Source organism: Micromonospora sp. Utrum1 (assembly GCF_057197805.1).
In genome coordinates, this window is sequence record NZ_CM170071.1 from 1,592,387 (window position 1) to 1,618,951 (window position 26,565).

19 protein-coding genes and 1 pseudogene are annotated in these 26,565 nt (G+C 73.4%); 12 read left to right on the forward strand and 8 right to left on the reverse strand.

Features of this window, described 5'->3' with window-relative positions:
• Positions 1-13: 13 nt before the first annotated feature.
• From AC0OLQ_RS07865 to AC0OLQ_RS07880, 4 genes are all read left to right on the forward strand, one after another.
• Positions 14-856 (forward strand): carbohydrate ABC transporter permease, encoded by an 843-nt coding sequence (locus tag AC0OLQ_RS07865; protein WP_484532297.1) that lies wholly within the window; start codon positions 14-16, stop codon positions 854-856.
• Positions 853-3,300 carry a glycoside hydrolase family 2 protein gene (locus tag AC0OLQ_RS07870; RefSeq protein WP_484530807.1) on the forward strand — a complete coding sequence of 816 codons (2,448 nt, stop codon included), beginning with the start codon at positions 853-855 and terminating at the stop codon, positions 3,298-3,300. Before AC0OLQ_RS07865 ends, AC0OLQ_RS07870 begins: the two co-directional genes overlap by 4 nt.
• 71 nt (positions 3,301-3,371) lie before the next feature.
• Positions 3,372-3,710 carry an ArsR/SmtB family transcription factor gene (locus AC0OLQ_RS07875; RefSeq protein ID WP_484530808.1) on the forward strand — a complete coding sequence of 113 codons (339 nt, stop codon included), beginning with the start codon at positions 3,372-3,374 and terminating at the stop codon, positions 3,708-3,710.
• Positions 3,707-5,461, forward strand: a complete 1,755-nt coding sequence (locus tag AC0OLQ_RS07880; protein ID WP_484530809.1) for a SulP family inorganic anion transporter — start codon at positions 3,707-3,709, stop codon at positions 5,459-5,461. The genes AC0OLQ_RS07875 and AC0OLQ_RS07880 overlap by 4 nt, the downstream gene beginning before the upstream one ends.
• 80 nt (positions 5,462-5,541) lie before the next feature.
• Here the strand turns inward: AC0OLQ_RS07880 and AC0OLQ_RS07885 are convergent, their stop codons facing one another.
• On the reverse strand, positions 5,542-6,264 hold the full coding sequence (locus AC0OLQ_RS07885) for a hypothetical protein (protein ID WP_484530810.1): 723 nt from the start codon (positions 6,262-6,264) through the stop codon (positions 5,542-5,544).
• Between the two features lie 42 nt (positions 6,265-6,306).
• Positions 6,307-8,154, reverse strand: coding sequence for a dihydroxy-acid dehydratase (ilvD, locus tag AC0OLQ_RS07890; protein WP_484530811.1), 1,848 nt, complete (start codon positions 8,152-8,154; stop codon positions 6,307-6,309).
• 111 nt (positions 8,155-8,265) lie between these two features.
• On the opposite strand from ilvD, the pseudogene AC0OLQ_RS07895 reads away from it, so the two are divergent.
• The 5 genes and pseudogenes from AC0OLQ_RS07895 (at position 8,266) to serA (ending at position 17,963) form a co-directional block, all read left to right on the forward strand.
• Positions 8,266-10,717 (forward strand): annotated as a pseudogene (locus AC0OLQ_RS07895) (putative bifunctional diguanylate cyclase/phosphodiesterase).
• A gap of 180 nt (positions 10,718-10,897) precedes the next feature.
• The gene (locus tag AC0OLQ_RS07900) at positions 10,898-12,784 is read left to right on the forward strand and encodes an acetolactate synthase large subunit (protein WP_484530812.1); all 1,887 of its coding nucleotides are present in this window, start codon (positions 10,898-10,900) and stop codon (positions 12,782-12,784) included.
• Positions 12,785-12,845: 61 nt separating this feature from the next.
• Positions 12,846-13,361 carry an acetolactate synthase small subunit gene (gene ilvN, locus AC0OLQ_RS07905; protein WP_357337859.1) on the forward strand — a complete coding sequence of 172 codons (516 nt, stop codon included), beginning with the start codon at positions 12,846-12,848 and terminating at the stop codon, positions 13,359-13,361.
• A gap of 58 nt (positions 13,362-13,419) precedes the next feature.
• Complete coding sequence (gene ilvC, locus AC0OLQ_RS07910; RefSeq protein ID WP_357337861.1) at positions 13,420-14,433, forward strand: ketol-acid reductoisomerase; 1,014 nt, start codon at positions 13,420-13,422, stop codon at positions 14,431-14,433.
• 1,931 nt (positions 14,434-16,364) lie between these two features.
• Positions 16,365-17,963, forward strand: a complete 1,599-nt coding sequence (gene serA / locus AC0OLQ_RS07915) for a phosphoglycerate dehydrogenase (protein ID WP_484530813.1) — start codon at positions 16,365-16,367, stop codon at positions 17,961-17,963.
• Positions 17,964-18,020: 57 nt separating this feature from the next.
• Here the strand turns inward: serA and AC0OLQ_RS07920 are convergent, their stop codons facing one another.
• Together AC0OLQ_RS07920 and AC0OLQ_RS07925 are read right to left on the reverse strand one after the other, a co-directional pair.
• Positions 18,021-18,377 (reverse strand): hypothetical protein, encoded by a 357-nt coding sequence (locus AC0OLQ_RS07920; RefSeq protein WP_357337866.1) that lies wholly within the window; start codon positions 18,375-18,377, stop codon positions 18,021-18,023.
• A 331-nt stretch (positions 18,378-18,708) separates the two neighbouring features.
• A complete protein-coding gene (locus tag AC0OLQ_RS07925; RefSeq protein WP_484530814.1) occupies positions 18,709-19,584 on the reverse strand; it encodes an FAD:protein FMN transferase in 876 nt (291 codons plus the stop codon).
• Between the two features lie 222 nt (positions 19,585-19,806).
• On the opposite strand from AC0OLQ_RS07925, the gene AC0OLQ_RS07930 reads away from it, so the two are divergent.
• Positions 19,807-20,838 carry a 3-isopropylmalate dehydrogenase gene (locus AC0OLQ_RS07930; protein WP_484530815.1) on the forward strand — a complete coding sequence of 344 codons (1,032 nt, stop codon included), beginning with the start codon at positions 19,807-19,809 and terminating at the stop codon, positions 20,836-20,838.
• Positions 20,839-21,043: 205 nt separating this feature from the next.
• Positions 21,044-22,141, forward strand: coding sequence for a branched-chain amino acid aminotransferase (locus tag AC0OLQ_RS07935; RefSeq protein WP_212837618.1), 1,098 nt, complete (start codon positions 21,044-21,046; stop codon positions 22,139-22,141).
• A gap of 73 nt (positions 22,142-22,214) precedes the next feature.
• Here the strand turns inward: AC0OLQ_RS07935 and AC0OLQ_RS07940 are convergent, their stop codons facing one another.
• From AC0OLQ_RS07940 to AC0OLQ_RS07955, 4 genes are all read right to left on the reverse strand, one after another.
• On the reverse strand, positions 22,215-22,973 hold the full coding sequence (locus AC0OLQ_RS07940; protein ID WP_484530816.1) for a tyrosine-protein phosphatase: 759 nt from the start codon (positions 22,971-22,973) through the stop codon (positions 22,215-22,217).
• A 37-nt stretch (positions 22,974-23,010) separates the two neighbouring features.
• Positions 23,011-23,469, reverse strand: a complete 459-nt coding sequence (locus tag AC0OLQ_RS07945) for a PRC-barrel domain-containing protein (RefSeq protein ID WP_357337876.1) — start codon at positions 23,467-23,469, stop codon at positions 23,011-23,013.
• Positions 23,470-23,559: 90 nt separating this feature from the next.
• Positions 23,560-24,090 carry an alkylhydroperoxidase, AhpD family gene (ahpD, locus tag AC0OLQ_RS07950; RefSeq protein ID WP_484530817.1) on the reverse strand — a complete coding sequence of 177 codons (531 nt, stop codon included), beginning with the start codon at positions 24,088-24,090 and terminating at the stop codon, positions 23,560-23,562.
• A 2-nt stretch (positions 24,091-24,092) separates the two neighbouring features.
• Positions 24,093-24,653: a peroxiredoxin gene (locus AC0OLQ_RS07955; RefSeq protein WP_091312648.1), complete on the reverse strand. Its 561-nt coding sequence runs from the start codon at positions 24,651-24,653 to the stop codon at positions 24,093-24,095.
• A 330-nt stretch (positions 24,654-24,983) separates the two neighbouring features.
• Between AC0OLQ_RS07955 and cimA the strand changes: the two genes are divergently transcribed.
• Positions 24,984-26,564, forward strand: a complete 1,581-nt coding sequence (cimA, locus tag AC0OLQ_RS07960; RefSeq protein ID WP_484530818.1) for a citramalate synthase — start codon at positions 24,984-24,986, stop codon at positions 26,562-26,564.
• The last annotated feature ends 1 nt before the right edge of the window (position 26,565 follow it).

A 26,565-nucleotide genomic window follows, 5' to 3' on the forward strand; every position in this document is an offset into this window, starting at 1 on the left:
GAAGCCGCGGCTGATGGCGCGGGCCCCGCAGGAGACCCAGGCAGGGCTCTGGACCTACCTGTTCCTCGCGCTGACCATGCTGTTCGCCGCGTTCCCGCTCTACTGGATGTTCGTCATCGCCACCAGCGGCGACGAGGCCCTCGCGAAGCTGCCGCCGGCGATCGTCCCGGGCGGGATGTTCATGACCAACGCCGACGAGGTCTTCTCGCTCCAGGACGTCTACTTCGCCGCCTCGCTCGTCAACAGCGTCATCGTCGCCACCGTGGTGACCGCCTCGGTGCTCTTCTTCTGCTCGCTGGCCGGCTTCGCCTTCGCCAAGCTGCGCTTCAAGGGCAGCAAGGCGCTGATGCTCTTCGTGGTGCTCACCCTGACCGTGCCCAACCAGCTCGGCATCGTGGCGCTCTACATCGTGATGGGCAAGCTCGGCTGGAACGGCACCCTGCTGGCGGTGATCGCCCCCGGGCTGGTCACCGCGTTCGGCGTGTTCTACATGCGGCAGTTCATCGTCAACACCGTCCCCGATGAGCTGGTCGAGTCGGCCCGGATGGACGGCGCCACCACCATGCGGGTGTACGCCAACATCGTGCTGCCGGCGATCCGCCCGGCCCTGGCCGTGCTCGGACTGCTCACCTTCGTGGCCACCTGGAACGATTTCCAGTGGCCGCTCATCACGCTGAGCGGCACCGACTTCCCGACCTCGATGGTCGCGGTCTCCGACCTGGCCAGCGGCAACTACGTAATCTACCGGCGGGTGCTGGCCGGGGCGTTCATCGCCACCGTGCCCCTGCTCGTCATGCTGTTCATCGGTGGACGTCAGATCGTCCGCGGAATCATGGAAGGCGCGGTGAAGTCGTGAGCCGTCAGACGCTGCACGAGGGTTGGACGCTGCGGGCGGTGCCCGGTCCGCAGGTGCCGCCGGAGGTCGCCGGGCAGGCGGTGCCGGCGACCGTGCCCGGCTGCGTGCACACCGACCTGCTGGCGGCCGGCCTCATCCCCGATCCGTACCTCGACGACAACGAGTACCGGCTGGGCTGGATCGGCCGGACCGACTGGGTCTACGAGACCACCTTCGACTGGCGGCCCGGCGACGACGAGCGGGTCGACCTGGTCTGCGCCGGCCTGGACACGGTCGCCACGGTCGCCCTCAACGGCACCGAGGTCGGCCGCACCGAGAACCAGCACCGCGGCTACCGGTTCGCCGCCGGCCCGCTGCTCCGGCCGGGTGCCAACACGCTCACCGTGCGCTTCGACTCGCCCTACCGCTACGCCGAGGCGCAGCGGGACCGGCTCGTCGACCGGCCGAACGCCTACCCGGAGCCGTTCCACTTCATCCGCAAGACCGCCTGCAACTTCGGCTGGGACTGGGGGCCGACCGTGGTCACCGCCGGCATCTGGCAGGAGATCGGGCTGCACGCCTGGTCCACCGCCCGGCTGGCGACCGTCCGGCCGCTGGTCACGGTCGAGGGCGACACCGGCCGGGTGGAGCTGCACGTCGAGGTCGAGCGGGCGGGCGACGAACCGCTGACCGTGCACGCCACCGTGGCCGGCGCCGCCGTCGAGGTCACCGTTCCGGCCGGGGAGCGCCACGCCGTGGCGACCCTCACCGTGCGCGACCCGGCGCTCTGGTGGCCCGTCGGGTACGGCGACCAGCCGCTGCACGATCTCGACGTGACCCTCCGCTCCCCGGACGGCCGGGTGCTGGACGACTGGTCCCGCCGGATCGGCTTCCGCTCGGTGCACCTGGACACCGCCCCCGACGCACACGGCTCCGCGTTCACCCTGCACGTCAACGGGGTGCCGGTCTTCGTCAAGGGGGTCAACTGGATCCCCGACGACGCCTTCCCGAACCGGGTCACCCGGGCCCGCCTCGCCGAGCGCTTCGCGCAGGCGGTCGGGGCGAACGTCAACCTGCTGCGGGTCTGGGGCGGCGGCCGCTACGAGTCGGCGGACTTCTACGAGCTGGCCGACGAACTCGGGCTGCTCGTGCAGCAGGACTTCCTCTTCGCCTGCGCCGCGTACCCGGAGGAGGAGCCGTTCCGCACCGAGGTCGAGGCGGAGGCGCGGGAGCAGGTCACCCGGCTCGCCGCTCACCCCTCGCTGGTGCTCTGGACCGGCAACAACGAGAACATCTGGGGCTGGCACGACTGGGACTGGCAGGAGGCCCTCGCCGGCCGCACCTGGGGGCGCGGCTACTACCTGGAGCTGCTGCCCGCGATCGTCGCCGAGCTGGACCCGACCCGGCCGTACTGGCCGGGCAGCCCCTGGTCCGGCAGCGAGGACGTGCACCCGAACGACCCGGCGCACGGCACCATGCACATCTGGGACGTGTGGAATACCGACGACTACACGAAGTACCGGGAGTACGTGCCCCGCTTCGTCGCCGAGTTCGGCTACCAGGCGCCCCCGGCGTACGCGACGCTGCGCCGGGCCCTCTCCGACGAGCCGCTCGCCCACGACTCGCCCGGGATGGCGCACCACCAGAAAGCGACCGACGGGGACCGGAAGCTCCAGCGCGGGCTGGACGCCCACCTGCCGCCGCCCGCCGACTTCGACGACTGGCACTACCTCACCCAGCTCAACCAGGCCCGGGCCATCCAGCTCGGCGTCGAGCACTTCCGCTCGCACCGGCCGGTCTGCATGGGCACCATCGTCTGGCAGCTCAACGACTGCTGGCCGGTCACCTCCTGGGCGGCCGTCGACGGCGACGGCCGGCGCAAGCCCCTCTGGTACGCGCTGCGCCGGGCGTACGCCGACCGGCTGCTCACCGTGCAGCCGCGGGACGGCGGGCTCGCGCTGGTGGCGGTCAACGAGACCGGCGAGGCGTGGCAGGCGCCGGCCACGGTCACCCGGCTCACGCTCACCGGGGAGCCGAGGGCGAAGACCTCGGTGGACCTCGACGTCCCCGCGTACTCCTCGGTGGTGCTGGCGCTGCCGGCGGAGCTGGCGCGGCCGGACGAGGCCCGGCGGGAGCTGCTGGTCGCGGAGGCCGGGGAGACCGCGGAGCGGGCGCTGTGGTTCTTCGCCACCGACCGGGAGGTCGAGTGGCCGGCGGCGGGGCTGGACGCGACGGTCGAGCCGGCGGGCGACGCCCAGCGGGTCCGGGTGACCGCGCGGACGGTGCTGCGCGACCTGACCCTCTTCCCGGACCGGCTGCACCCGTCGGGGCAGGTCGACCAGGCCGTGGTCACCCTGCTGCCGGGGGAGTCGACCACCTTCACGGTCACCGCGCCGGAGCCGCTCGACCCGGCGGCCCTCACCGCCCGGCCGGTCCTCCGCTGCGTCAACGACCTGACCGGGTAGCGGATCCAGGCCCAGACTTGAAGACTTTTGCAAGTGGTAAAGTCTTCAGAGTCACCCGGGGAGGGGTCGTCGTGTCCGTGCCGCTGTACCAGGCCAAGGCCGAGCTGTTCCGCACCCTCGGGCATCCGGTCCGGATCCGGGTGCTCGAACTGCTCCAGGACGGGTCGAAGCCGGTCCGCGACCTGCTCGCCGCCATCGACGTGGAGCCGTCCAACCTCTCCCAGCAGCTCGCCGTGCTCCGGCGGGCCGGCATGGTCACCTCGCACCGGGACGGCCCGCTGGTCGTGTACTCGCTCAGCACCCCCGACGTGGCGGACCTGCTCGCCGCCGGCCGGCGGATCCTCGGCGCGGTCCTCACCGACCGGGACGCCCTCCTCGACGAGCTGCGAGCCGGGGAAGGGGAGCGATGAACGCGGCGGCCCCGGCCTCCACCGCCGCCGGCGGGCCGCCCCGGCCGAACGCCCCCGGCGGCGGGCCGCGGCGGGTCGGTCGGCTGCTCCGGACCCGGCTGTCCGGGCTGCTGCCGGGCCGGTCCGACCTGGCGGCCGTACGCCGATCGCCCCGCCGCGACCTGCTCGCCGGGCTCACCGTGGCCGTGGTGGCGCTGCCCCTGGCGCTCGCCTTCGGCGTCACGTCCGGGCTTGGCGCGCAGGCCGGGCTGGTCACCGCCGTGGTCGCCGGGGCCGTCGCCGCGATCTTCGGCGGCTCCAACCTGCAGGTCTCCGGCCCCACCGGAGCGATGACCGTGGTGCTCGTGCCGGTGGTGCAGCGCTTCGGCGCCCGGGGCGTGCTGATGGTCGGCGCGCTGGCCGGCCTCATCCTGCTCGCCCTCGCTCTGGCCCGCCTCGGCCGCTACGCCCGCTACCTGCCCACCCCGGTGATCGAGGGCTTCACCGCCGGCATCGCCGTGGTCATCGCCCTGCAACAGGTGCCGGCGGCGCTCGGCGTCACCGACGCCCACGGCGAGAAGGTCTGGGCCGTGGCCGCCGATGCGGTCGCCCGATTCGTCGCCCACCCGCGCCCGGCGGCCGTCGCCGTGGCGTTCGGGGTCGCGGCGCTGATGCTGCTCGGCGCCCGCTGGCGACCCGGCATCCCGTTCTCGCTGCTCGGGGTGGCCGCCGCCACGCTCGTCGCCGAACTGGCCCCGGTCGACCTGGTCCGCATCGGGGCCCTGCCGCAGGGGCTGCCCGCCCCCTCGCTGGACTTCCTCGACCCCGGCGCGCTCGGCGTGCTGCTACCCAGCGCGCTCGCGGTGGCCGCGCTCGCCGGCCTGGAGAGCCTGCTCTCGGCGACCGTGGCGGACGGGATGACCGTCGGTGAACGGCACGACCCGGACCGGGAACTGTTCGGGCAGGGCCTGGCCAACCTGGCCGCCCCCGTCTTCGGCGGCATTCCGGCGACCGCCGCCATTGCCCGTACCGCCGTGAACGTGCGGGCCGGCGCCTCCTCGAAGCTCGCCGCGCTCACCCACGCCGTCGCCCTCGCCGCCATCGTGCTGGCCGCCGCGCCGCTCGTCGGCCGCATCCCGCTCGCCGCGCTGGCCGGGGTGCTGCTCGCCACCACCGTACGGATGGTGGAGGCCGGGTCGCTGCGGGCGCTGCTCCGGGCCACCCGGGCCGACGCCGTGGTGCTCGTGCTCACCTTCGCGGTCACCGTGATGTGGGACCTGGTCACCGCGGTGGCGGTCGGGCTGGCCGTGGCCGTCGTGCTCGCGCTGCGCGCGGTGGCGCGCAGCGCCCGGCTGGAACAGGTGCCCCTCGACCCCGGCGAGCACAGCGCCGAGGAGCACGCGCTGCTGGCCGAGCACATCGTCGCGTACCGGCTGGACGGACCGCTCTTCTTCGCGGCCGCGCACACCTTCCTGCTGGAGCTGGCCGTGGTGGCCGACGTACGGGTGGTCATCCTCCGGATGTCCCGGGTGTCCACCGTCGACGCCACCGGCGCGCAGGTGCTCGGCGACGCCGTCGACCGGCTGCGGGGGCGGGGGATCGCCGTGCTGCTCTCCGGCATCACGCCGGGCCACGACCAGGTGCTCAGCACGCTGGGCGTGGCGGAGGAGCTGCGCCGGGAGGGATTGATCTTCCCGGACACCCCGGCCGCCATCCGCCACGCCCGCACCATCGCCTTCGCCGGCGCGGAGGCGAAGGCGTCTGCTCACTGACACCCGTGCTGGCAGCTCATGGTTTCTGTCGCATGGCTGGCTGCTCCGAGCTTGTTGTTCAGCAATGGTCTTCTGTTTGTTCAGCCCGGTAGGGCGGCCAGGCCGGCCAGCAGCTCCCAGCGCTCGGCGTCGCTGAGCACCGCGTACGTGGGCTCGTCGCGCCGGTCGGTCTCCGCCTCGATGGCGGCCCGTTCCGGCCCGTCCGGCAGCGCCCGGATCCCTTCGGCGGTCAGCCCGGCGGCCCGCCACGCCGCCCGGTGCGCGTCGGCGCGGTGGTGGCGCAGCGAACCGAGCCGGGTGACCAGCAGCAGCGCCGGCGAGGCGTCCTCCGGCTCGTACGGCGGGGACATGGCGCGGAACGCCGGACCGCCGGTGGCCTGCCCGTGCGCCAGCACCCGACCCACCAGGTCGGCCAGCCGGGGCACGATGCTCAGTCCGGGCAGCATTCCCGGCATGGCCGACCACAGCTCCTCGGCGGCCTCGGCCGTGGCCCGCTGCGCGTGGAGGGCCAGCTCCCGGCCCAGCTCGGTGAGGTGCCAGGTGCCCTCGGCGTCCACCCTGGTCACACCCTGGGCCAGCTCCCGGCTCATGTCGCCGTCGGTGTAGGCCAGGCCGTCGGCGAGCGCCTCGGCGGACATGGGCCGGGCCAGCACGCCCGAAAAGAAACTGTTCTCGTAGCCGAGGTCCACGCCGCGTTCGGCGTAGAACTTCTCCATCCGGGCCCGGGCGGCCCAGCGGGCGCCCACGTACACCCGGTCGATGGCCGGTCGGATCAGTCGCGCGTAGCTCACCGTCGTCTCCACGCCGCCGGACCCTACCGGCGGCGTGGAGACCGGTGGGGGCGGCTACTCCGGCACTCGGCGGTACGCGCCGTCGCTGGCCGACGTGGCCATCGAGGCGTACGCGCGCAGCGCCGCGGAGACCGGGCGGACCCGGCCGGCCGGGGTGTACGGGCGGTCCCGCTTCTCCTCCGCCACCCGGCGCGCCTGAAGCACGTCGTCGGGCACGTCGAGCCGGATCGACCGGGCCGGGATGTCGATGACGATCTCGTCGCCCTCCCGCACCAGCGCGATCAGCCCGCCCGAGGCCGCCTCGGGGGAGACGTGCCCGATGGACAGGCCGGAGGTGCCGCCGGAGAACCGGCCGTCGGTGAGCAGCGCGCAGGAGCGGCCCAGCCCGCGGCCCTTGAGGAACGAGGTGGGGTAGAGCATCTCCTGCATGCCGGGGCCGCCCTTCGGGCCCTCGTAGCGGATCACCACCACGTCCCCGGCGACGACCTCCTTGGCCAGGATCGCCGACACGGCGTCGTCCTGCGACTCGTAGACCTTGGCCGGCCCGCGGAAGGTCAGGCACTCCTCGGGCACCCCGGCGGTCTTCACCACGCAGCCGTCCGGCGCGAGGTTGCCGTGCAGGATGGCCAGCCCGCCGTCCGCGCTGTACGCGTGCTCGCGGTCCCGGATGCAGCCGCCGGCCGCGTCGGTGTCCAGGGACGACCAGCGGTTGGTGGTGGAGAACGGCTCGGTGGTGCGCACCCCGCCCGGGGCGGCGTGGAACAGCTCGACCGCCTCCGGGGTGGCGGAGCCGCCGCGCACGTCCCAGTCGGCGAGCCACTGCGCCAGGCTGGGCGAGTGCACCGCGTGCACGTCCCGGTGGAGCAGGCCGGCGCGGTCCAGTTCGCCGAGGATGGCCGGGATGCCGCCGGCCCGGTGTACGTCCTCCATGTGGTACTGCGGCGAGTTCGGCGCGACCTTGGCCAGGCAGGGCACCCGGCGGGAGATGGCGTCGATGTCGGCCACCCCGAAGTCCAGTTCCGCCTCGCGAGCGGCGGCCAGCAGGTGCAGCACGGTGTTGGTCGAGCCGCCCATGGCCACGTCGAGGGCGACCGCGTTCTCGAACGCGGCCCGGCTGGCGATCGACCGGGGCAGCACCGAGGCGTCGTCGGAGTCGTACCAGCGCTTGGCGATCTCCACGGCGGTGCGGCCGGCCTCGACGAAGAGCGACCGGCGGGCGGCGTGGGTGGCCAGCGTCGAGCCGTTGCCGGGCAGCGCCAGGCCGATGGCCTCGGTGAGGCAGTTCATCGAGTTGGCGGTGAACATGCCGGAGCAGGAGCCGCAGGTCGGGCAGGCGGAGCGCTCGATCTCGCCGAGCTGGTCGTCGGTGACCGCCTCGTTCGAGGAGGCGATCATGGCGTCGATCAGGTCGATCTTGGAGTGGACCACGCCCTCGATCGCCACGGTCTTGCCGGCCTCCATCGGGCCGCCGGAGACGAAGACGGTCGGGATGTTGAGCCGCAGCGCGGCCAGCAGCATGCCCGGGGTGATCTTGTCGCAGTTGGAGATGCAGACCAGCACGTCCGCGCAGTGCGCGTTGACCATGTATTCGACCGCGTCGGCGATCAGCTCCCGGCTGGGCAGCGAGTAGAGCATGCCGCCGTGGCCCATGGCGATGCCGTCGTCCACCGCGATGGTGTTGAACTCCCGGCCCACCCCGCCGGCCTCGGCCACCGCGTCGGCGACCAGGCCACCGAGGTCCTTGAGGTGTACGTGGCCGGGGACGAACTGGGTGAAACTGTTGGCGATGGCGACGATCGGCTTGCCGAAGTCGTCGTCGGTCATCCCGGTGGCCCGCCACAGGGCCCGGGCGCCGGCCATCGTCCGACCGTGGGTGGAGGTCCTCGACCGCAGCTCAGGCATGCCTACCAGTCTGACACCGTCGGCCCGGCCGCCCCCCGGCACGCGCCCCGTGTCCCAACAGTTGCACACCCGGTGCCCCACCGGGGGCGCCGATCCGGCACAGTTGAGGTCGTGCAGTCGTCCCCGGGCATGGTCACCGTCGCGGTGCTGAGCGGGCTTGCCGCGGCCGGCGCCGCCGCCCTGCTCGCCGTGTCGGCGCGCCGCCGGGGTGGGCCGCATCGGCGGGCCCACGTGCTGCTCGCGGCCGCCGCCGGGGTCGCCCTGCTCAGCCTGCTCCTCGGCCTGGCCGGCACGCTGGCCGCCGGCGACCACTGGGCGCACCGGCAGGGCCAGCGGACCGGGTGGGCCACCCTCGTCTCGTTCGGCACCACGCTCGCCGGGCTCGGCCTCGGCGTCGTCCTGCTCCGGCTGCCCGGCACCGCCGCGGCCCGGGCGGCCACCGCCCGGCTGCTGCTGGACGGCGTGATCATGGCGGGCGCGCTCTGGTTCGTCGGCTGGGCGGTGTTCAGCCCGCCGACCCGGCTGCTCGGCGACGCGACCCCGGCCGTCTGCCTGGCCATCCTGCTGGCCACGGTCAGCGCGGCGCTCACCGCCGGGCTGACCCTGATCATGGTGTTGCGGGCGGCCCCGCCGCGCGGCCGGCTGGTCCTGCTGGGCGCCGGCGCGACCGGGGTGACCTGCGGCGGCCTGGGCCTGTCGGCCGGGCTCTGCCAGGCCGGCGCGGGCCTGGCGTTCGCCGGCGCCGCGGTGATCGCCGCCGGCCTGCTGGCCACCGCCCTGGCCGCGCACCGGGTCGACCTGCCGCGGGTCGACGTCGACCTGATCCGCCGCGACGGCGAGTACGCCTTCGTGCCGATGTTCGCGATGGCCGCCTCCGCCATGTACCACCTGGTGCAGGGCGGCCGGTTCGACGTGTTCGGCATCGCGGCGGGCAGCGTCGAGGGCTTCGCCCTGGTGGCGCGGCAGTACCTGGCCCTCAACGACGTCCGCGGCTACGCCGGCCGGCTGGCCGAGCGGGAGGCGCACTTCCGCGAGCTGGCGCACACCGACCCGCTCACCGGCCTGGCCAACCGGCGTGGCCTGCTGCGGGCGCTGCACCGCTGCGCCGAGGCCGGCGTCCCCTGCGTGCTGCTCGGGCTGGACCTGGACGGCTTCAAGAACGTCAACGACATGCGCGGGCACGACGTCGGCGACGCGGTGCTGGCCGAGGTGGGCCGGCGGTTGCGCGGCAACCTGCGCCCGGGCGACCTGGCCGCCCGGCTCGGCGGCGACGAGTTCGCGGTGCTCATGCACGGCACGAGCGACCCGGGGCCGGTCGCCGAGCGGCTGCTCGGCGTGCTCGGCCGCCCCTACGAGGAGGCCGACGGGCCGGTCTTCCTCTCGGTCAGCATCGGGGTGGCCGGCGGCTGCGGGGAGACCGACGTCGAGCTGCTGCTGCGCAACGCCGACCTGGCGCTGCGCTACGCCAAGCAGCGCGGCAAGAACCGGATCGAGCGCTACGACGCCACCTACGACCAGCTGCTGCGCCGGCGCACCATGCTGGGAGCACGAGCTGCGTGGCGCGATCGAGCGCGACGAGCTGCGGCTGGCCTTCCAGCCGGTGGCCTCGCTGCCCTCGGTCCGCCCGGTCGGCGCCGAAGCGCTGCTCCGCTGGCACCACCCGGAGCTGGGCAACGTCCGCCCGGACGAGTTCATCCCGCTCGCCGAGGAGTGCGGGATGATCTCCAAGCTCGGCGCCTGGGTGCTGCACCAGGCCTGCTACCAGCTCTCCCGCTGGCTGGCCGACGGGCACGACGTCTGGGTGTCGGTGAACGTCTCGCCCCGGGAGCTGCACGCCCCGGAGTACGTGGTCCAGGTCGCCGACGCGCTGCGCGCCCACCACGTGCCGCCGCAGCGGCTGGTGCTGGAGGTCACCGAGCACGCCGTCGCCACCGACCTCGACGAGCTGATCCGGCGGCTCACCGCGCTGCGTCTCACGGGCGTGCGGATCGCGCTGGACGACTTCGGCGCCGGCTACTCCTCGCTGGGGCAGCTCCGCCGGCTCCCGATCGACATCCTCAAGATCGACCACAGCCTGGTCGCCGAGCACGAGCCGGTCCGGCCGGTCGGCCGCGACGGTCCGGCGTTCGCCCCGATGGTCGACATCGTCATGCGCCTCGGGCACCAGCTCGGCCTGGAGGTGATCGCCGAGGGCGTCACCACCCCCACCGAGCTGGCCGCCGTGGTGGCCGCCGGCTGCCGGTTCGGGCAGGGCGCGGCCTTCGGCTGGGGCGTACCCGCCGAACACCTGGAGGCGATGCTGGAGGCGGCCACCTCGCCCGGCAACCGCCCGGCCTCGGTGCCGCCCGTCCCACCGCCCCCGCCGGTGCGGACCGGACCGTCGCCGCTGCTGCCCCGGCTGCGGTCGAACCCGCCCGCCCAGATACCCGCGCCGCGTACCTCGAATGAGGGATCTTCGCAGGTGGCACCGGGCGCGGAGGGCGTTTCGGGGGCCGACACGCCCACGTCCGTGAACCAAAATGTGGGATCAGTTGACTCATCGCGTGAGATGCGTCAGGCTTGACCGCATGTCGTCGAACCGGTCGCTGCGAGTACTTACCTGAGCGCACTCTCCCGAACGAGAGTGCGCTGGCCCCGTGCATCTGCACGTGGGCCGTTTTTGTTGCCGTCGGACCATCGCCGGGACGCCCGCGTTCCATCCTGAGAAGCGCATCACCCACTCCAGCCGAAGGCCTGAACCGCCATGACGAGACCCACGCCAGAGACCCTCGCCCACTCCGTCCGGCGAGCCCGCCCGGCCACCGAGCCGGCGGCTGACGCCGACCACGCTCCCGCCCCCCGCACCGGTGCCGCGCCGGCCGCCTCGGCCGTACGGCAGCCGACCACGGCGCAGGTCTCCGGTGCCGGTTCGCTGGTGCGGTCGCTCGAGGCGCTCGACGTCGACGTCGTCTTCGGCATCCCGGGCGGCGCGATCCTGCCGGCGTACGACCCGCTCTACGACTCGACCGTCCGGCACATCCTGGTCCGGCACGAGCAGGGCGCCGGGCACGCCGCCACCGGCTACGCCCAGGCCACCGGCAAGGTCGGCGTCTGCATGGCCACCTCCGGCCCGGGCGCGACCAACCTGGTGACGCCGATCGCCGACGCGTACATGGACTCGGTGCCGATGGTGGCGATCACCGGCCAGGTCGCCCGCCCGTCGATCGGCACGGACGCCTTCCAGGAGGCGGACATCCAGGGCATCACCCTGCCGATCACCAAGCACAACTTCCTGGTGCAGACGGCCGACGAGATCCCGCAGGTGCTCGCCGAGGCGTTCCACCTGGCCTCGACCGGCCGGCCCGGCCCGGTCCTGGTCGACATCCCCAAGGACGTCCTCCAGGCGCCGACCACCTTCACCTGGCCGCCCACCCTGGACCTGCCCGGCTACCGGCCCACCCTGCACCCGCACGGCAAGCAGATCCGCGAGGCGGCCCGGCTGATGAGCAGCGCCCGCCGCCCGGTGCTCTACGTCGGCGGCGGCGTGCTCAAGGCCGGCGCCACCGAGGGGCTGCGCCGGCTGGCCGAGCTGACCGGCATCCCGGTGGTCACCACCCTGATGGCGCTCGGCTCGTTCCCCGACTCGCACCGGCAGCACCTGGGCATGCCCGGCATGCACGGCACCGTCGCCGCGGTCTACGGCCTGCAGAAGTCCGACCTGATCGTGGCGCTGGGCGCCCGCTTCGACGACCGGGTCACCGGCCGGCTGGACTCGTTCGCGCCGGACGCCACCGTGGTGCACGCCGACATCGACCCGGCCGAGATCGGGAAGAACCGGCACGCCGACGTCCCGATCGTGGGCGACGCCCGGCACGTCATCGACGAGCTCATCGCGGCCGTCACCGCCGAGCACGCGGCCCACCCGGCCGCCGATCTCGCCGACTGGTGGAACCAGCTCGACGACCTGCGCGGGCGCTACCCGCTGGGCTACGAGGAGCCGGCCGACGGCACCCTCTCCCCGCAGTACGTGATCAAGCGGCTGGGCGAGATCGCCGGTCCGGACACCGTCTACGTGGCGGGCGTCGGCCAGCACCAGATGTGGGCCAGCCAGTTCATCTCGTATGAGAAGCCGTACACCTGGCTCAACTCCGGCGGCCTCGGCACCATGGGCTACGCCGTCCCGGCGGCCATGGGCGCCAAGGTCGGCAAGCCGGACACCACGGTCTGGGCGGTCGACGGCGACGGCTGCTTCCAGATGACCAACCAGGAGCTGGCCACCTGCGCACTGGAGGGCATCCCGATCAAGGTGGCCGTCATCAACAACGGCAACCTGGGCATGGTCCGCCAGTGGCAGACCCTGTTCTACGGGGAGCGCTACTCCAACACCGAGCTGGGCACCCACAAGCACCGCATCCCGGACTTCGTGAAGCTCGCCGAGGCGCTCGGCTGCGTCGGCCTGCGCTGCGAGAACGCCGCCGACGTGGACAAGACCATCGAGGCGGCCATGGCGATCACCGACGCCCCGGTGGTCATCGACTTCGTGGTCGGCAAGGACGCCATGGTGTGGCCGATGGTCGCCGCCGGCACCAGCAACGACGAGATCATGTTCGCCCGGGGCGTCCGCCCCGCCTTCGACGAGGACGAGCTGTAGTCATGACCGAATGCACCGAGCGCAGCGAGGGCCATGAGGGCATGACGAGGAAGGCGCTGTAATGACCCTGCACACCTTGTCCGTGCTGGTGGAGAACAAGCCGGGCGTGCTGGCCCGGGTGTCCGGGCTGTTTTCCCGGCGCGGGTTCAACATCGACAGTCTCGCCGTCGGGGAGACCGAGAACCCCGACGTCTCCCGGATCACCATCGTGGTCAACGCCGAGTCGTCCCCGCTGGAGCAGGTCACCAAGCAGCTCAACAAGCTGGTCAACGTCCTCAAGATCGTCGAGCTGGACTCGCAGGTCTCGGTGGCCCGGGAGCTGCTGCTGGTCAAGGTCCGCGCGGACCGCAGCGCCCGGGGCCAGGTGCTGGAGACGGTCGCCCTGTTCCGCGCCCGGGTGGTCGACGTCGCACCGGACACGCTGACCATCGAGGCCACCGGCACCCCGGACAAGCTCGACGCGCTGCTGCGTGACCTGGAGCCGTTCGGCATCAAGGAGATGGTCCAGTCCGGCACGGTGGCCATCGGGCGCGGCTCCCGCTCGATCACCGCCGGCCCGGCGCTGCGCGCCGCCTGATTCGCACCCACCAGATTTTCGACGGGCCGACGGGCACCGCCGTACGAAAGGGAAGTCAATGAGCGTTGAGGTGTACTACGACGACGACGCCGACCTGGGCCTGATCCAGGGCCGCAAGGTCGCCGTGATCGGGTACGGCAGCCAGGGCCACGCCCACGCGCTGTCGCTGCGCGACTCCGGCGTCGACGTGGTGATCGGCCTGCCCGCCGGCTCGAAGAGCCGGCCCAAGGCCGAGGAGCAGGGCCTGCGGGTGCTCACGCCGGCCGAGGCGGCGGCCGAGGCCGACGTGATCATGATCCTGGCGCCGGACACCGCGCAGCGCGGCCTCTACGCCGAGGCGATCGCCCCCAACCTCGCCCCCGGCAAGGCGATCTTCTTCGGCCACGGCTTCAACATCCGGTACGGCCTGATCAAGCCCCCGGCCGACGTGGACGTGGCGATGGTCGCCCCGAAGGGCCCCGGCCACCTGGTCCGCCGCCAGTACGTCGACGGCAAGGGCGTGCCCTGCCTGGTCGCCGTCGAGCAGGACGCCAGCGGCAACGCCTTCCGCTTGGCGCTGGCCTACGCGAAGGCGATCGGCGGCACCCGCGCCGGCGCCATCCGGACCACCTTCACCGAGGAGACCGAGACCGACCTCTTCGGTGAGCAGGCGGTGCTCTGCGGAGGCGCGGCGGCGCTGGTGCAGACCGGCTTCGAGGTGCTCACCGAGGCCGGCTACGCCCCCGAGGTGGCCTACTTCGAGTGCCTGCACGAGCTGAAGCTCATCGTCGACCTCATGTACGAGGGCGGCATCGCCCGGATGCGCTACAGCATCTCGGACACCGCCGAGTACGGCGACCTCTCCCGCGGGCCCCGGGTCATCGACTCCCGGGTCAAGGAGGAGATGCGCAAGATCCTCGGCGAGATCCAGTCCGGCGAGTTCGCCCGCGAGTGGGTGGCCGAGGACGAGGCCGGCCGGCCGAACTTCGCCAAGTGGCGCGCCGAGGGCGCGGCGCACCCGATCGAGGAGACCGGGCAGAAGCTGCGCGCCATGATGAGCTGGGTCGACCGGCCCATCACCGAGACCGCCTGACCCCGGGTCAGGCAGCTCCGACGCGGCCCGCGGCCCGACGCTCTCCCCGGCGTCGGGCGGCGGGCCGCCGTCATTCCCGCACCACGACGGCGGCGCGCGGCCGCCCCGTCACGTCGAGGCCAGGTCGTACGCCTCGGCGGCGGCGCGTTCCGCCTCGTCGCTGCGGCCGAGGACGTGCAGCCGGTTGCCCAGGTTGCCAACGCCTGAGCCAGATCCGACCGGTGCCCTGCTGGGTCCTCCGCGTACAGCTCGCGGCGGAGGGCCGCGCACTCGCGCAGCAGCTCCGCCGCCTCCGCGACGTCGCCGGCCCGGTTGACCGCCCGGTCCAGCCCGAACAGGGCCCGGCCCAGCAGCGCGCGGTGCTGCGGGTCGGCCGTGGCCAGCGCGCGGGCCAGCTCCACCGCCTTCCGCCCGGCGGTCACCCCGTCCAGCCCGGCGACCCGGTCGCGCGGCGGGGCGCCGGGGTGCCTGTCCCCGGCCGGTGCCTCGAACGCGGTCACCAGCACGACCAGGTTCAGTGCCTCGACCAGCAGCGGGCGGAACACCTCCGGCAGGTCGTCGGCCCACCGGCGGCAGACGCCGAGCAACTCCTCCAGCAGCGGCTCGACCGCGTCCCACCGCCGGTCCACGATCCGCGCCGCGGCGAGCCGAGTCAGGGCGCGGGCCAGCTCGATGTTGTCGGCGTCCCGGGCCACCTCGACCGCCTCCGCGAGCCGATCGGCGCCGCCCGGGCGCGACCCGAACCGCAGCAGCAACTGCCCGTGTACGCGCAGCGCCGCGGCCAGCTCGCCACGTCGGAGCGGGGCCGGCTCCCGCAACCGGCTGACCGCCCCCTCGGCGGCTCGCAGCGCCGCGTCGGGCTCGCCCAGCTCCGCCCGGCACTCCGCCTCGACCAGCAGTGCGCCTGCCGTGAGCGCCCACCCGCGCGCCGACTGGACGGTACGCACCATCTCCCGGTCCGGGCGGGACGCGTTGAGGAGGTCGAGCGCCTCCCGGGGGCGACCGGTCGCGGCCAGGCTCCGCGCGAGGTCGGTCGCCGCGATCGCCCCCAGGTAGAGCCGCCGCAGCCGCTGGTAGCGGGAGACCGCGCGGAACGCGTTCCACGCCTCCTGCCGCACGGCGAGCGCCGGCCCGGGCCGGCCCAGCGCCGCCTGACAGTCGCCGATCACCAGTAGCGTCCAGGCCCGCCGCATCCGCTCCGACTCGTCGAGCGGGGCGGCGGCATCCCAGGTGGCCCGGGCGCGCAGCGCCGTCGTGAGCGCCTCGCGCTCCTCGCCGATGACGGACAGGTTGCTCGCCAGCAGCCCTCGGGCAGCGGCGAGCACCACCAGCCCGGCGCGGTCGGGTGGGTCATCGACGTATCCGATCGCCTCCCGGAGCTGGTCGATCGCCTCCGCCACGGGCTGAAGGTCGGGGATGCCGACCCGGGCCACGAGCGCGCGGGCCAGGTCCACGCGGTGCCGGTCCGGGCGGTCCGCCGCGAGCCAGCGGCACAGTGCCACGGCTTCCTCGGCGGCAGCCACGCGCCGGGCGGCTCCGCCAGGCAGTCCGCTCACCAGCTGGGACCGGGTGACCAACGCCTCGGCCAGCCGCGGCCCCCAGCGCAGCGGGCGGCCGCGGGCCAGCGGGCGGAGCAGCGCGATCCGGACCACGAGCGACATCGACGGCTCCTCCCGCGCGGCTGCTGGCTCCCGTTGTACCGGGACTGCGCCAGACGGTCACCGGGTGAACGGGGGACGACGAGCGCTCGACCAGCCTGTGTGAGGGCGCTCACCCCGCGGTCCGCGACCCGGAGGGCGGGCCGCCCCCTACCATCCTTGGTGAGGTGCTCCAGCCGGCACCCGACGGCCATGGCACGGATCGGCGCAGGGCGCAGCGAGGCGTCCCGACGCCCCAGGCCGACCACAAAAACCGAGCGTCTACGAGGACCGATGAATCCTGTCGTACTGATCGCCGAAGAACTCGCTCCCGCCGCCATCGAGGTGCTCGCGCACGACTTCGACGTGCGTCACGTGGATGGCACCGACCGCCCGGCCCTGCTCTCCGCGCTCTCCGAGGCCGACGCGGTGATCGTACGCAGCGCCACCCAGATCGACGCCGAGGCGATCGCCGCGGCGCCGCGGCTGAAGGTGGTCGCCCGGGCCGGCGTCGGGCTGGACAACGTCGAGGTGCCCGCCGCCACCGCGCGGGGCGTCATGGTCGTCAACGCTCCCACCTCCAACATCGTCTCCGCCGCCGAGCAGGCCGTCGCGCTGCTGCTCGCCGTGGCCCGCAACACCGCCAGCGCCAGCGCCGCGCTCAAGGCGGGGGAGTGGAAGCGGTCCAAGTACACCGGCGTGGAGCTGCAGGGCAAGACCGTCGGCGTGGTCGGCCTCGGTCGGATCGGCGTGCTCTTCGCGCAGCGCATCGCCGCCTTCGGCACCCGCCTGATCGCGTACGACCCGTACATCCAGCCGGCCCGCGCCGCGCAGCTCGGCGTCCGGCTGGTCGGCTTGGAGGAGCTGCTCCGGGAAAGCGACTTCATCTCGATCCACCTGCCCAAGACCCCGGAGACGGTGGGCCTGATCGGCGAGAAGGAACTGGCGATCGTCAAGCCGGGCGTCCGGATCGTCAACGCCGCCCGCGGTGGCCTAGTCGACGAGCAGGCGCTCGCGAACGCCATCGCCGAGGGCCGGGTCGCCGGTGCCGGCGTCGACGTCTACGCCAAGGAGCCGTGCACCTCCTCGCCCCTGTTCGCCTTCGACAACGTGGTGGCCACCCCGCACCTGGGCGCGTCCACCCACGAGGCGCAGGACAAGGCGGGTCTGGCCGTCGCGAAGAGCGTCAAGCTGGCGCTCCAGGGCGAGTTCGTGCCGGACGCGGTGAACGTGCAGGCCGGCGGCGTGGTCGCCGAGGACGTCCGGCCGCTGCTGCCGCTGGCCGAGAAGCTGGGCCGGGCCTTCACCGCCCTGGCCGGCGGGGTGGCCGCCAGCGTCACCGTCGACGTGCGCGGCGAGATCGTCACCAACGACGTGTCGGTGCTGAAGCTCGCCGCCACCAAGGGGCTGTTCAGCTCGGTGGTGGAGGAGCAGGTCACCTACGTCAACGCGCCGCACCTGGCCGCCGAGCGGGGCGTCGAGGTCACCCTCGCCACGCAGGCCGAGACCGTCGACCACCCGAACCTGGTGACCGTCCGCGGCGCGCTGCCGGACGGCCGCACGGTCAGCGTCTCCGGCACGGTGGCCCACACCGGCACCCGGGACGTGCTCAAGCTGACCGAAGTGGACGGTTTCGACGTCGAGATCGGCGCCGAGGGCATCCTGGTCTTCCTGCGCTACGTCGACCGGCCGGGCGTGGTCGGCACGGTCGGCACGCTGCTCGGCGAGGCCGGCGTGAACATCGCCGCCATGCAGGTGGCCCGCCGCGAGGCGGGTGGCGAGACGCTGATGACGCTCACCGTCGACCAGGCGCTCGGCGCGGACCTGCTCACCTCGGCGGCCGACTCGATCGGCGCGGTGGCGGCCAGCGCGGCCGACCTGCGCGACGAGTAGTCCGGCCACGACGGATCGGGGGCCCGGCCGGACGGCCGGGCCCCTCATCGTGTCCGCTCAGGACGTGACGCGGGCCGGCGGCGGGTAGACCGAGCCGTCCTGGGCGTCGAAGAGCATGAGGTTGTGCTCGCCGGCCAGCCGCTCGATGTCGAGCAGCACCTGGTCCGCGCAGGTGGGGAAGAGGTTCATCTCCACGTGGTCACCGGCCGCGTGCAGCGGGGTGACCTCCCAGGGCGTGCCCGGGCCCGCCGGGCGGTCGGGATAGCTGGCCGTGATGGCCCGGTAGAAGGCGACCACCCGGGGGTCGGGATACGCCTCGCCGTGCCGCCCCTCGCGGCACTGCTGCACCGCTGCCCGCACCTCGTCGGGCGTGGCCCCGGCCCGCAGGGCCCACACGCTCAGATCGAAACTCACGGCGGACAGCGTGCCATCCCCGGTCCGCGCCGTCACCCCTGCCCCGCCGCAGGTTGACGCGCTGATTGCCGACAGGGCGCCGGACGGTCCGCTGTGGAGACTCTTGCGTCGAGTTGCGTCGATTCGCTAGCGTACGCGTGCGGTCACTGGCTGAGTCGATACTCCGGCCCGTCTTCGGGTGGCGTGGTCGGCCAACCGGCCCACCGGCCCGCACCCCTCGATTGCGCGAGCCACGCGCATTCGTCGCTGACCGGCCTCCACGGTCGTTGCCGAGACCGTGGGGGCCGATCGCCGTTCACGTCCCGGATGCGAAGGCGGGGCGCGCTCCCGGTCAGCGCCGGCGGTGGGCGAAGAGCACCCGGTAGTCCGAGCCGTTGCGGAACCAGGCCAGCCCGGCCGGGCCGGCGACGTACAGGGCGGTGGCGTAGGCGTCGGCCACCGCGAGATCCGGGCCCACCACCGTGGCGGCGACCAGCTGGTCGGCCGGCTCACCGGTGTGCGGGTCCACCACGTGCCCCTGCCGCCCGGTCACCCCGGAGGTGCCCACCGCGCCGGCCGTCATCTCCAGCACCAGCGGCGCCCGGTGCCCGTCGGTCGGGTGGTGCACCGCGACCCGCCACGGGCCGCCGTGCGCCGCGTGGCCGCGGACGGTCAGGTCGGCGCCGGTGAGCACGGCGTAGTCGTGCACGCCCGCGGCGCGCAGCCGGGCCGCGGCCCGCTCCACCGCCCAGCCGCCGAGCAGGCCGCCCGGGTCGAAACCGCCGGGCACCGCCCAGGCGTCGAACCACCCGTCGGTCGCCGCGCGCATCGCGGCGCAGCGGTCCACCAGGTCCGCCAGCGGCGGGTACGACTCGGGGGCGATCTCGCCCCGGCGCAGCCTCGACACCAGGCTGTCCGGCTGGTTCGGCCCGTAGGTGAGGTCGATGGCGCGCAGTTCGGCGACCGCGTCCCGCAGCGCGTCCCCGATGCCCCGGCGGCCGAGCCACTCGGGTGCGTTGAGCAGCAGCGAGTATTCCGCGGTGGAGGTGCGGACGGTGTGCCGGACGCTGATCCGGTCTCCGGCGGCGCCGCCGGCCCGCTCCAGCCGGTGGCTGCGGGTGCCGAGCCGCAGGTCGGGGCGGCGGTGGCGGAAGGCGGACTGGTCGATCCACCGGGTGCGGGGCTGCTCGTCCGTCCAGCGGGCCCGCCGCTGTCCCTCGATCCGCATGACACTGCTCCCTCGCTGACCACGCCGCAGCGCCGCGGCGAAAGCGGTCACGGGCCCCCGTCGACCCGGTCGCCACCGACCCTAAGCAGTGGACATGACCGCACCATGAATGCCACCTGGGAGAGTCCTGTGCATCGTAGTTTCCCGAATGCTGGAAGACGCGTACCGGGAGCCGGGACGGCGACGTACGGTTGCCGGGAACGACGAGGTGAGGAGCGCCAGGTGGCACGCATCGCGGTGGTGGCCGGGGACGGCATCGGACCCGAGGTGGTCGCGCAGGCCCGCAAGGTCATCGACGCGGTGCTCCCCGGGGTGGAGGCCACCGGGTACGACCTCGGCGCGGCCCGCTACCACCGCACCGGCGAGGTGCTGCCCGACTCGGTCCTCGACGAGCTGGCCGGCCACGACGCCATCCTGCTCGGCGCGGTCGGCGACCCCACCGTGCCGCCGGGCGTGCTGGAGCGCGGGCTGCTGCTCAAGCTCCGCTTCGCCTTCGACCAGTACGTCAACCTCCGCCCCTCCAGGCTCTGGCCCGGTGTCGCGGGCCCGCTGGCCGCCGTCAAGCCCGGCGAGGTCGACCTGGTGGTGGTCCGCGAGGGCACCGAGGGCCTCTACGCGGGCGCCGGCGGCTCGCTGCACCGGGACACGCCGGCCGAGGTGGCCACCGAGGAGAGCCTGAACACCCGGCACGGCGTCGAGCGGGTGATCCGCGACGCGTTCGCCCGGGCCCGCCGCCGGGAGCGGCGAAAGGTCACCCTGGTGCACAAGACCAACGTGCTCACCCACGCCGGCTCGCTCTGGGCCCGCGCCTTCGCGGCCGTCGCCGCCGAGCACCCCGACGTGACCACCGAGTACCAGCACGTCGACGCCGCCGCGATGTTCCTGGTGACCAACCCGTCGCGGTACGACGTGGTGGTCACCGACAACCTCTTCGGCGACATCCTCACCGACATCGCCGCCGCGGTGACCGGCGGCATCGGGCTGGCGGCCAGCGGCTGCATCAACCCGGAGGGGCGCTACCCGTCGATGTTCGAGCCGGTGCACGGCTCCGCGCCGGACATCGCCGGCCGCGGCGTCGCCGATCCGGTCGCCGGGGTGCTCTCCGCCGCGCTGCTGCTCGACCAGCTCGGGCACGGCGACGCCGCCGCGCGGGTCACCGCCGCGGTCGCCACCGAGCTGGCCGGGCGTACGCCGGGCGCGCCGCTGCGCACCGAGGAGGTCGGCGACCGGCTCGCCGGGTACGCCGTAGCCTGACCGGGCCGTCACGTCGGCCCGGATCCGGGCCGCCAGACCCGTACCCGGGCCCGCTCTCGTTCCGGTCCCTGCCGGCGGCCCGTCCGGCGCGCTCCATGTGCCGGGGCGGAGCTATCCGCTGAACGACCGTTCGGGGTAAGTTTCTGGCACCAGTGACGTCGGCGTGCGATCCCGCATGCCGTGGACCCGCAGGGAGGTCAGCGCGATGAGCGGTGGTGACAAGCTCGATTTCGAGATCCGTCCGAATCCCGCGCCGGTATCCGCCGCCGACCGGGCCGCCCTGCTGGCGAACCCGGGCTTCGGCCGGGTGTTCACCGACCACATGGTGACCATTCGCTACGCCGAGGGCAAGGGCTGGTACGACGCCCGGGTGGAGGCGCGAGCGCCGATCCCGATGGACCCGGCCGCCGCAGTCCTGCACTACGCGCAGGAGATCTTCGAGGGGCTGAAGGCGTACCGGACCGGGGACGGGTCGGTGACCATGTTCCGACCGGAGGCCAACGCGGCCCGCTTCGTCGCCTCGGCGCACCGGCTGGCCATGCCGGAGTTGCCGGCGGAGACGTTCGTCGAGTCGCTGCGCCGGCTGGTCGAGATCGACCAGGACTGGATTCCGGAGCACGAGGACGCCAGCCTCTACCTGCGTCCGTTCATGTTCGCCAGCGAGGTCTTCCTCGGCGTCCGCCCGGCCAACGAATACCTCTACTGCGTGATCGCCTCGCCCGCCGGGGCGTACTTCGCCGGTGGGGTGAAGCCCGTGACGGTCTGGGTCTCGCCGGACTACACCCGGGCGGCGCCCGGCGGCACCGGCGCGGCCAAGTGCGGCGGCAACTACGCCGCCTCGCTGGCCGCCCAGGCCGAGGCCATCGAGGCCGGCTGCGACCAGGTGGTCTTCCTGGACGCGGTGGAGCGGCGCTTCGTCGACGAGCTGGGCGGCATGAACGTCTTCTTCGTTTACGACGACGACACCCTGGTCACCCCGCCGCTGACCGGCACCATCCTGCCGGGCATCACCCGTGACGCGATCCTCACCCTGGCCGCCGAGTCGGGGCACCGGGTCGAGGAGCGGCCGGTCAGCTTCGCCGACTGGCAGGCCGACGCGGCCAGCGGGCGGCTGCGCGAGGTGTTCGCCTGCGGCACCGCCGCCGTGATCACCCCGATCGGCGGTGTGCGCTTCCCCGACGGGGAGTTCCTCATCGGCGGCGGCGAGCCGGGCCGCTCCACCATGGCCCTGCGGCAGAAGCTGGTCGACATCCAGCGCGGCCGCGCCGAGGACCGGCACGGCTGGGTCTCCCGCGTCCTCTGACCGTCCACCCGCTCGTCCCGCACGGCCGGCCCCGTCTCCCGACGGCGCCGGCCGTGCGCGCTTTCCGCCGGGGTCAGTCGAGGAGGTGGGTGCGTAGGGCGGTGATCTGCTCGTCGGTCACGCCGGCGTGCCGGAGGTAGCCCTCGGCCGAGCCGTAGCCCTCGCGCAGCTCGCTGAGGAAGAGCATCATCGCCTCGGCGGGGGAGGCGAGGAACGGCGGCGGTGGCTCCTCGGCGTCCGGCACGGTGGCCCGGACCCAGGCGCTGAACCGCTCGGACGCGGCGGTGCTGAGCGCGTAGTCGGCGGCGACGTCCTCGTCGGGCACGCCGAGCACGGCCAGGGTGAGCCCGCAGACGATGCCGGTGCGGTCCTTGCCGGCGACGCAGTGCACCACCACGGGCGCGTTGGCGCTGTCGGCGATCAGGCCGACCGCCTCGGCCAGCCCCGCGGTGCCGGTACGGGCCAGGTCGGCGTAGCGGTCGGCGAGGTAGCGGGCCAGGCTGGTGTCCGGGTCGTACATCTGCTCGGCCCAGTCCTGGTGCTCCGGATGGATGTGCCGGTAGGTGAGCCCGTCGTAGGCCGGCACCCGGCCGTCCCGCGCCACCTCGGTGGGGCGGCGCAGGTCGATGACGGTGCGGATGCCGAGCGCGGTGAACGCGGCCCGGTCGGTCTCATCGATCCGGTGCAGGGAGTCGGAGCGGTAGAGCCGGCGGTGCCGGACGGTGCGCCCGTCGCGGTTGCGGTAGCCGCCGACGTCGCGGAAGTTGAACAACGCGGGGAAGGGGGTTTCCAGGGCGTCCACCCCTGACACGGTAATGGCCGGCGGGGCCATGATGTGCCCCGCCGGCCGTCGGTTGCAGGTGCCTCCGTTACCGGGCCGTGCCCGGCGGGATCGACGAGTAGGTGTCGTCGTAGTAACCGCCGAGCTTGTCCCGGTACGCCGGGTCCGTGTCGGTGGTCTCGTCGTACTCGGGCGCGGCCTTGATCTGGTCCTTGCTCCGGTCGACGTAGACCTTCCGCTCGTCGTGGTCGACGTGGTTGACGGTGCCGGCCGGCAGCATGACCTTCTTGCCGAAGATCCACGGCCCGGTGTCCACCACGAGGAAACTGCTGTTCACCTCGTGACTGGCCCGGTCCACCTTGCCGATACCGCCGTCAGTCGCCTCCACCTTGTAGCCGACCAGGTCCACACCGGTCACCCCGGCGTCGTCCCGGTAGCTCCACGGATCGAAACGCCCGGCGGGCGCGCCGCCCGCGAAGGCGCCCTGACCACCCTGGGTCAGCGGATCCGGCGTCCCGTGGGTCGTTCGAGGGTCGAGCCGCTCCATGGCGTCAACACTCCCTTTCTCGACTTTCTCGGGGGATTTGCCTGTCGGATACCTGCCTACCCGGTTGCGGAGATCGATACACCGACCGGCTCAGGCCAGGGCGGCCTCCGCGTCCAGGGCCACCGCCGCGGCGTGCACGACCGCCGCGATCCGCAGCCCCTCGTGCACCTGGTCGCGGCTGAACCCGGCGGCGCGCAGGGTCTTCTCGTGCGACTCCAGGCAGACGCCGCAGCCCGTGATCGCCGAGACGGCCAGGCACCACAGCTCGAAGTCGGCCTTCTCCACCCCGGGCCGGGCGATGATCTGCATCCGCAGCCGGGCCGGCAGCGAGGCGTACTGCTCGTCGCCGATCAGGTGCTTGGCCCGGTAGTAGACGTTGTTCATCGCCATGATGGTGGCCGCGCCCTTGGCCGCCTCGACCGCCTCGGGCGTGAGGTGACCGGCCGCCTCGGCGGCGATCTCCTTGAGCACCGTCGCGTTCCGGGCCGCCACCGCACAGGCCAGGGCGGTGCCCCAGGCCTGCTCCGGCTTCAGCGTCGAGGTGGCGATGGTGGAGCCGAGGTTGAGCTTGATGTCCCTGGCGTACCCGGGCAGGGCCGCCTTGACCGCGTCCAGACCCATGGTCAGGCCCCGGCGCCGGCGAGCAGAGCGTTGGCGTCCAGGGTGGCGCCGCCCTTGTTCCAGTTGCACGGGCAGAGCTCGTCGGTCTGCAGGGCGTCGAGCACCCGCAGCACCTCGGAGACGTTCCGGCCGACCGAGCCGGCGGTCACCATGGCGAACTGGATCTCGTTGTCCGGGTCGACGATGAAGGTGGCCCGCTGGGCCACGCCGTCCTCGCCGAGCACGCCGCAGTCGGCGGTCAGCTCGCGCTTGATGTCGCTGAGCATCGGGAAGGGCAGCTCGCGCAGGTCCGGGTGGTCCTTGCGCCAGGCGTAGTGGACGAACTCGTTGTCCACGGAGACGCCGAGCACCTGGGCGTCCCGGTCGGCGAACTCGCCGTTGAGCCGGCCGAACTCGGCGATCTCCGTCGGGCAGATGAAGGTGAAGTCCTTCGGCCAGAAGAAGACGACGCGCCACTTGCCCTCGTAGGTCTTGTGGTTGATCGTCTCGAACGCCTTGTCGGCGTCGAGCGAGACGCACGCGGTGAGTTCGTACTCGGGGAAGCGGTCACCGACAGTGAGCACGGGTCCTCCTTGACGGCGGCCTGGCAACGACGCCCGGCCGGTAACTTGATCTGTTCCAGATGCTGCCGCAGCGTCGTCTCGGCCCGGCGGCGGCCGGTCCGGTTGTTAAGTCGATCACGGGGCCGGAGCGGTCGCCCTGGGTCACCATCCCGAGATGTGGATTGTTCCTCCCAAAACCGGGTTCGGGATGGCAGAGTACGGACCGTGACCAGCTCCGTCCTGATTATTGGCAGCTAGCGCGCCGGCCTTCCCCCTCGCCGAGCGCGCAGACCTCCCGCATCCGCGGGGGGTCTTTTTGTTGCTCCCCGCAGGTTCGAGAAGAGGACTCCCATGACCTTCCAGGTGTACGACACGACGCTGCGCGACGGCGCCCAGCGCGAGGGGCTCAGCTACTCGGTGGTCGACAAGCTGGCGGTGGCCCGCCTGCTCGACGACCTCGGGGTCGGCTTCATCGAGGGCGGCTGGCCGGGCGCGGTGCCGAAGGACACCGAGTTCTTCCGCCGGGCCCGCACCGAGCTGGAGCTGCGGCACGCGATCCTGGTCGCCTTCGGGGCCACCCGCAAGGCCGGCGTCGCCGTCGAGGACGACCCGCAGGTGCACGGGCTGCTCGACGCCCGGACCCCGGCCGTGGCGCTGGTGGCCAAGGCGGACCTGCGGCACGTCGAGCGGGCGCTGCGCACCACCGCCGAGGAGAACCTGGCGATGATCCGGGACACGGTCGCCTACCTGGTGGCGCAGGGGCGGCGGGTCTTCGTCGACGGGGAGCACTTCTACGACGGCTACCGGCACGACCCGGCGTACACCGCCGCGGTGGCGGAGACCGCGCTCGCCGCCGGGGCCGAGCGGTTCGTCCTCTGCGACACCAACGGCGGAATGCTGCCCTCCCAGGTCACCGCCGCGATCACCGGCCTCACCGCGCGCACCGGGATCGCACCGGAGCGGCTCGGCATGCACGCCCAGAACGACACCGCCTGCGCGGTGGCCAACACGATCGCCGCGGTCGAGGCTGGCGTCCGGCACGTCCAGGGCACCGCCAACGGCTACGGCGAGCGCCCGGGCAACGCCGACCTCTTCGCGATCGTGGCCAACCTCCAGCTCAAGCTCGGCATGCTCGTCCTACCGGAGGGCTGCCTGGAACAGATGGTGCGGGTCTCGCACGCCATCGCCGAGATCGCCAACATCGCCCCTGACACCCATCAGGCCTACGTCGGGGCCGCGGCCTTCGCCCACAAGGCGGGGCTGCACGCGAGCGCGATCAAGGTGGACCCGTTGCTCTACAACCACGTGGATCCCTCGGTGGTGGGCAACGACATGCGGATCCTGGTGACCGAGATGGCCGGCCGGGCCAGCGTCGAGCTCAAGAGCCGCGAGCTGGGCCTGGACCTGGCCGGCCATCCCGAGACCCTGTCCCGGGTCACCAGCCGGGTCAAGGAACTGGAGGCCGGCGGCTGGTCGTTCGAGGCCGCCGACGCCTCCTTCGAACTGCTGGTCCGCTCCGAGCTGCCGGACGCCGCGCCGGCCCGGCCGTTCGCGCTGGAGTCCTACCGGGTGCTGGTCGAGCACCGCGAGGACGGCGCGGTGGTCTCCGAGGCCACCGTCAAGATCCGGGTACGCGGAGAGCGCGTCATCGCCACCGCCGAGGGGAACGGCCCGGTCAACGCCCTGGACGAGGCGCTGCGGGTGGGGCTCGCCCGGCACTACCCGGAGCTGCGCGAGTTCGAGCTGGCCGACTACAAGGTCCGCATCCTGGAGGGCAGCCACGGCACTGGCGCGGTGACCCGGGTGCTGGTGGAGACCGCCGGGGCCGGCCGCGACTGGACCACGGTCGGCGTGCACCCCAACGTGGTCGAGGCGAGCTGGCACGCCCTGGTCGACGCCCTCACCTACGGCCTGGACCGGGCCCGGGTCTGAG

Coding starts and splice junctions, on each gene's coding strand:
- AC0OLQ_RS07865 (WP_484532297.1), top strand. CDS start 14: ATGGCGCGGGCCCCGCAGGAGACCCAGGCAGGGCTCTGGACCTACCTG.
- AC0OLQ_RS07880 (WP_484530809.1), top strand. CDS start 3,707: ATGAACGCGGCGGCCCCGGCCTCCACCGCCGCCGGCGGGCCGCCCCGG.
- ilvD (WP_484530811.1), bottom strand. CDS start 8,154: ATGCCTGAGCTGCGGTCGAGGACCTCCACCCACGGTCGGACGATGGCC.
- AC0OLQ_RS07900 (WP_484530812.1), top strand. CDS start 10,898: ATGACGAGACCCACGCCAGAGACCCTCGCCCACTCCGTCCGGCGAGCC.
- ilvN (WP_357337859.1), top strand. CDS start 12,846: ATGACCCTGCACACCTTGTCCGTGCTGGTGGAGAACAAGCCGGGCGTG.
- ilvC (WP_357337861.1), top strand. CDS start 13,420: ATGAGCGTTGAGGTGTACTACGACGACGACGCCGACCTGGGCCTGATC.
- serA (WP_484530813.1), top strand. CDS start 16,365: ATGAATCCTGTCGTACTGATCGCCGAAGAACTCGCTCCCGCCGCCATC.
- AC0OLQ_RS07925 (WP_484530814.1), bottom strand. CDS start 19,584: ATGCGGATCGAGGGACAGCGGCGGGCCCGCTGGACGGACGAGCAGCCC.
- AC0OLQ_RS07935 (WP_212837618.1), top strand. CDS start 21,044: ATGAGCGGTGGTGACAAGCTCGATTTCGAGATCCGTCCGAATCCCGCG.
- AC0OLQ_RS07940 (WP_484530816.1), bottom strand. CDS start 22,973: ATGGCCCCGCCGGCCATTACCGTGTCAGGGGTGGACGCCCTGGAAACC.
- AC0OLQ_RS07945 (WP_357337876.1), bottom strand. CDS start 23,469: ATGGAGCGGCTCGACCCTCGAACGACCCACGGGACGCCGGATCCGCTG.
- ahpD (WP_484530817.1), bottom strand. CDS start 24,090: ATGGGTCTGGACGCGGTCAAGGCGGCCCTGCCCGGGTACGCCAGGGAC.
- cimA (WP_484530818.1), top strand. CDS start 24,984: ATGACCTTCCAGGTGTACGACACGACGCTGCGCGACGGCGCCCAGCGC.